Annotated in this window: 5 protein-coding genes and 1 pseudogene; 4 read left to right on the forward strand and 2 right to left on the reverse strand. The window is 68.8% G+C overall.

What is annotated here, in order from left to right; translation table 11 throughout:
* A pseudogene (locus tag AB0M11_RS40935) lies at positions 1-180 on the forward strand (cupin domain-containing protein); the annotation flags it as partial.
* A gap of 170 nt (positions 181-350) precedes the next feature.
* On the opposite strand, the gene AB0M11_RS40940 reads toward AB0M11_RS40935, so the two are convergent.
* Positions 351-1,079: an NAD(P)H-binding protein gene (locus AB0M11_RS40940; protein WP_365714001.1), complete on the reverse strand. Its 729-nt coding sequence runs from the start codon at positions 1,077-1,079 to the stop codon at positions 351-353.
* 334 nt (positions 1,080-1,413) lie between these two features.
* On the opposite strand from AB0M11_RS40940, the gene AB0M11_RS40945 reads away from it, so the two are divergent.
* On the forward strand, positions 1,414-1,911 hold the full coding sequence (locus tag AB0M11_RS40945) for an Ohr family peroxiredoxin (RefSeq protein ID WP_365714003.1): 498 nt from the start codon (positions 1,414-1,416) through the stop codon (positions 1,909-1,911).
* Between the two features lie 145 nt (positions 1,912-2,056).
* On the opposite strand, the gene AB0M11_RS40950 is transcribed toward AB0M11_RS40945, so the two are convergent.
* Positions 2,057-2,494: a DUF1003 domain-containing protein gene (locus AB0M11_RS40950; protein WP_365714005.1), complete on the reverse strand. Its 438-nt coding sequence runs from the start codon at positions 2,492-2,494 to the stop codon at positions 2,057-2,059.
* A gap of 347 nt (positions 2,495-2,841) precedes the next feature.
* Between AB0M11_RS40950 and AB0M11_RS40955 the strand changes: the two genes are divergently transcribed.
* Together AB0M11_RS40955 and AB0M11_RS40960 are read left to right on the forward strand one after the other, a co-directional pair.
* Positions 2,842-4,572 carry an FAD-binding protein gene (locus AB0M11_RS40955; RefSeq protein ID WP_365714007.1) on the forward strand — a complete coding sequence of 577 codons (1,731 nt, stop codon included), beginning with the start codon at positions 2,842-2,844 and terminating at the stop codon, positions 4,570-4,572.
* A 78-nt stretch (positions 4,573-4,650) separates the two neighbouring features.
* On the forward strand, positions 4,651-5,559 hold a 909-nt coding region (locus tag AB0M11_RS40960; RefSeq protein WP_365714009.1), incomplete at its 3' end, for an alpha/beta hydrolase.

The raw sequence follows: 5,559 nt of genomic DNA on the forward strand, positions 1-5,559 counted from the left end.
ACGTTCTGGGAGCCGGGCGGTGAGGTGATCCACTACCAGAACGGCAACGCCTCCTCGGAGGAGCCGGCCAAGTACATCGTGTTCATGATGTGCGCGCCGAACCAGCCGATGCTCACGCTGGTCGACGACGAGGAACTGGAGAAGCGGGCCCACCTGCGGGCTCCGCGTCCCACCGACTGATCGCCCGCCTGCGCACAGGCCGGTTCCCGACGGACGTCACGGGAGCCGGCCGACGACAGCGGGCGGCCCTCCCCGCGCACCGCCATGGATCTCGCCATGGCGGTGCCGTCGTATGCAGGCCGGCCTCTTGTGGACGCCCGATGCCCGGGGACGCCCGCACCGCGCCCTGGTCAGGAGAGCCAGTCGGTGTAGCGGGTGGGTGCGAGGTGGGCGTTCTTGTCGGTGAGGACGTCGCCGTTGACCACGGCGAACATACCGGCGGTGGGGTCGGTGACGACAGTTCGGGGGTCGCCCTTGCGGGACAGGGTGATCCGGCCCAGTTCGTCCAGGGGGAAGATCTCCGGGCCGGCGACGTTGCGGATTCCGTTCAGCGGGGCGCCGGCGGCGACCTCCGCCACCGCGTGCGCCACATCCTTGGAGGCGATGGGCTGAACGGGCGTGGCGGGAAGGCGGACGCTGTCGACGTCGGCGGTCCAGGACAGGACGGCATCCATGAACTCCATGAACTGCGTGGCCCGGACGATCGAATAGGGGATCGGCCCGTCCGCGAGGATCTTCTCCTGGAGCGCCTTGGCACGGTAGTAGTCCAACTCGGGCACCTGGTCCGTGCCGACGATCGACAGGATGACGAAGTGGCCGACGCCGTTCTTGTCGGCCGCCGCCAGGAGGTTGTCCATCGAGGTATGGAAGAACGCGAGGGAGGCGTCGTCGAAGGTCGGGGAGTTCGTCAGGTTGATGACGACGTCGGCCCCCCTGACCGCCTCTTCCAGTCCCTGGCCGGTGATGATGTCGACTCCTGTGGACTGCGAGTGCGGAACCGCCTCGTGTCCGGTGGCGTTCAAGTCCTTCACGACCTGCGACCCGATCAGTCCCGTACCCCCGATGACCGCGAACTTCATGACATGCCCTTCGGCCGATACCGCGCCCACAATATGACATAAGCCACTATATGTGGGCATCAATGGTTTGGCTCGGACACATGTCCGGGTGCGCGACAGCCACCTCAGCCGCAGGACGGACCACCGCCCGCCGCGGCCACGAATGTCACAACGGCGGGGACCTGTCGGTCAACTGACTGTCCGCATCTGGAAATCCTCCCTACGCGAAGGTGCTCCCTATGGCATTCGACATCAGCAGGCCGTGCGGTGCACGAGTGCCGGCGAGCGTGAGCCCTGCCGCCTCGCCCTCGGCTCGGCGCCCGGCAGCGTACGGCGACACCGACGGAGTCATGTCGTGAACGAGTCGACCCGGTTGCCCCATCTGTCCACCGACAAGGACTTCGACGGAGCGGCCTTCGCACCGATCTACACCACCACCGTGACGGTGAGCGGGGGGATGGCCGGCCACGGGCGGGCCTCGGGAAGAGCTCGCTCGCGCGACGGCGTCCTCGATCTCGACCTGCGCATGCCCGCGGAGTTGGGCGGAGACGGTCAGGGGACGAATCCTGAGCAGTTGTTCGCCGCCGGTATCGCCGCCTGCTTCCACGGGGCGCTGAGTCTGGTCGCACGGCAGGCCGCACTCGACCCCGCTGCGATCTCCGTGGAGTCGACCGTGGCTTTCGGACGTGACCCGGAAGACGGCGGCTACCTGTTGCACGTCGACCTCGAGGTCAGGTGGCCGGACATCGACCTCGCCGTAGCCGCCCCGCTCGTGGAGAAGGCCGACTCGCTCTGCCCCTACACGAAGATGGCCCTGCGGGGGACACCGACGAGTATCAGGCTGGCCTCATAGCCCACGGCGTCGGCTGCCTGCACGCCCGCATGCCGTTTCGCCGGCTGTCATGTGCTTCGTCCATGTGCTTCGTGGTGGCCCACGACAGCCGGCGAGAACGGAAGCCGCCTCCCCTCGGCGCCTGCCGGCCGCCGAAACAGCCCCTTCACAGCGAGTCCGGGGCCACCGGCGGGACGTCGGAGCCGGATTCCATGGCGCTGCGGCTCTGCTTGACGACCTCCTGGACGTGCCGCTCGATGTCCTGTGGATTCAGGCCGAGCGCCTTGCCTATGTGCACGGTCCAGATCTCCGCACGGAGATCGGTCTCGAAATCCAGGTCGGCACGGACGTTCTCCTGTGCGGCCTGCCGGTTCTGGCTCACCATGACGAAGGTGGACAGGAAGATGGCCTCAAGGCTCACGATCATGGTGAGCAGCCCGAACGGGTAGGGGTCGAAGACCGCTGCGGCGCCGAACAGCCTGAGGTTGAGGGCGATCCACACGGCGAACCAGAGGGCATGCACGTAGACGAAGCCCATCGTGCCCGCGAAGGCCGTGATCGCGTCCGCGACCCGGTCCTGCGACGTGCGCACCCTGGCGAACACCAGCCGTTCGTGACGCGCCCGGAGGTCGAGGCGTGGAGGGCCGCCGGAAGCGGAGCCCGGCCGAGAGGCCCGCCCTTCGGATCGAACGGTCATTCGCACTCACACCCCTCATTCCCTCACCGGGGCGCCGTCGCCACCGGTCGCCCATGGCCTGGTCACGACCAGGCGAGGACGCACGCGACGCCCTCGTGTCCCGAGGACACCCGGGAGTACGGCCGGAGGTATGACCGGGGAACCCACGGGATTGTGACGGCCGACGCCTAATCGGCGCACGCGGGCCAGCTGTCACAGATTCCCGGACGGCCCGGTCCTAGTGAGTGACAATCCCACGGCGATCGGAGTAGATCGTGACAATCACCGAACAATGCGTTTCCGCCACGGTGCTGGTGATCGGAACCGGAGGTGCCGGGCTGCGCGCAGCGATCGAACTGGCCGAGGCGGGTGTCGACGTCCTCGCGGTCGGCAAGCGCCCCAAGGAGGACGCCCACACGGCGCTCGCCGCCGGAGGGATCAACGCCGCCCTTGGCACCATGGATCCCGAGGACAGCTGGCAGCAGCACGCGGCCGACACTCTCAAGGAGAGCTACCTGCTCGCCGATCCCCGCACCGTGGAGATCGTCACCCAGGGTGCCGCCCAGGGCATCGGCGACCTGGAGCGCTACGGCATGGCCTTCGCCCGTGAGGAGGACGGGCGGATCTCCCAGCGCTTCTTCGGCGCCCACACCTTCCGGCGGACCGCGTTCGCCGGGGACTACACGGGTCTGGAGATCCAGCGCACGCTCATCCGGCGTGCGGGCCAGCTGAACATTCCGGTGCTCGACGGTGTCTACATCACCCGGCTGCTGGTCCACGACGGCGCCGTCTTCGGCGCCTACGGCTTCGATCTCACCCGTGGAACGCGGTACCTGATCCACGCCGACGCCGTCATCCTCGCCGCGGGTGGTCACACCCGCATCTGGCGGCGGACGTCCTCCCGGCGCGACGAGAACACGGGCGACTCGTTCCGGCTGGCGGTGGAGGCCGGCGCCCGGCTGCGCGACCCCGAACTGGTGCAGTTCCATCCCTCCGGGATCATCGAGCCGGAGAACGCGGCCGGCACCCTCGTCAGCGAGGCGGCGCGCGGTGAGGGCGGCATCCTGCGCAACGCCCTCGGCGAGCGGTTCATGAACCGCTACGACCCCGCGCGCATGGAGCTGTCGACCCGCGATCGCGTGGCCCTGGCCTCCTACACGGAGATCAAGGAAGGGCGGGGCACATCCAAGGGAGGAGTGTGGCTCGACGTCTCCCACCTGCCGCGGCAGACGATCATGACGCGTCTCCCCCGCGTCTACCAGACCCTGCTCGATCTTCAGATGCTGGACATCACCCGCGATCCGATCGAGATCGCGCCCACCGCGCACTACTCGATGGGCGGGGTGTGGGTGCGCCCGGAGGACCACAGCACCGACGTGCGCGGCCTGTACGCCATCGGCGAGGCGTCGAGCGGCCTGCACGGCGCCAACCGCCTCGGCGGGAACAGTCTCATCGAGCTGCTGGTCTTCGGCCGTATCACGGGCCGGGCCGCCGCCGCCTACTCGCGGTCCCTCACCGCCCAGCCGCGGTCGGCGTCGGCTGTCGCACAGGCCCGCGCGGAGATCGACGAGCTGCTGGTGGCCGACGGGACGGAGAACGTCCGCGCCCTGCAGCGCGCCATCCGCAACACCATGACCGAGCACGCCGGTGTGGTGCGCGACGAAGAGGGTCTGTGCGCCGGGCTCGCCGAGCTCGCGGCGATCGAGAAGCGCATGGAGGACGTCGGTGTGCACCCGGACATCGCCGGTTTCCAGGATCTCGCACATGCCTTCGACCTCAAGTCCGCGGCGCTCGCGGCTCGGGCCACTCTCGAAGCGGCACGTGAGCGGCGCGAGACCCGTGGCTGCCACAACCGCAGCGACTACCCCCACCTGGACCCCGCCCAGCAGGTCAACCTGGTGTGGTCGCCCACGACCGGAATCACCCGGGAGAGCATTCCCGCCATCCCCGACGAGATCTCCTCCCTGATGGCAGAGGTCTCGACCGACGGAAAACTCGCCGAATAACGCGGGGGCCCGCGCCCCCTGCCGTTCCGCTTCTCCGGAAAACGACAGCCATTCAACTCACGCCTCGAAAGGGCTTTTGTGAACCACCGTTCTCTGTACCGACGTACCCGCACCCCCTTCACCCTCCTCGCCACGGTGAGCGTCGGAGTCGCGCTCCTGTTCACCTCGATCGGTCCGGCGAGTGCGTCGGGCTCGCCCTCCCCGGCCGCCTCGGCCGACCGGTCCGGCACCGCGAGCAAGCCGACCGTGGTGCTCGTCCACGGCGCCTGGGCCGACGGATCGAGCTGGAACGGCGTCATCACCCGGCTGCGGAGCGAGGGATACCGCGTCGTGGCGCCGCCGAACCCGCTGCGCGGTGTGCGCAGCGATGCCGCGTACCTGGCCGATTACCTCAAGACGCTCAAGGGCCCGATCGTCCTGGTGGGCCACTCGTACGGCGGCATGGTCATCACGAACGCCGCTCTCGGCAGCACCGACGTCAAGGCGCTCGTGTACATCGACGCGTTCATTCCCGCGAAGGGACAGTCCGCAGGGGAGATCGCCGCTTCGGAGCCCGGTTCGGGAGTGATCGTGCAGGATCCGACGACGGTGTTCAACCTCGTCCCCTTCCCGGGCGCGCCGGACGGGGACGCCGACCTCTACCTGAAGCCGCAGGTCGTGCGCTCCTCGTTCGCACAGGACCTGTCCGCCGTACAGCAGAACCGGATCGTAGCGACCCAGCGTCCGCTGGCGGCTTCCGCGGTCACCGAGCCGTCGGGTGAGCCGGCGTGGAAGACGATCCCCTCATGGGCGCTGATCGGACGCCAGGACCGGATCATCCCGGCAGCCGCGCAGGAGGCGGCGGCCAAGGCCGCGCACACCAAGGTCCAGGAGATCGACTCCTCGCACCTCTCCCTGGTCTCCCACCCCGACGCCGTGGTCAGGCTCATCACCACGGCGGCCCGCACCAGCTGGCTGTACTGCTTGGCCGCGTCGACGAGGTGCGAG

This window comes from Streptomyces sp. NPDC051987, assembly GCF_040680735.1.
Taxonomy (GTDB): domain Bacteria; phylum Actinomycetota; class Actinomycetes; order Streptomycetales; family Streptomycetaceae; genus Streptomyces.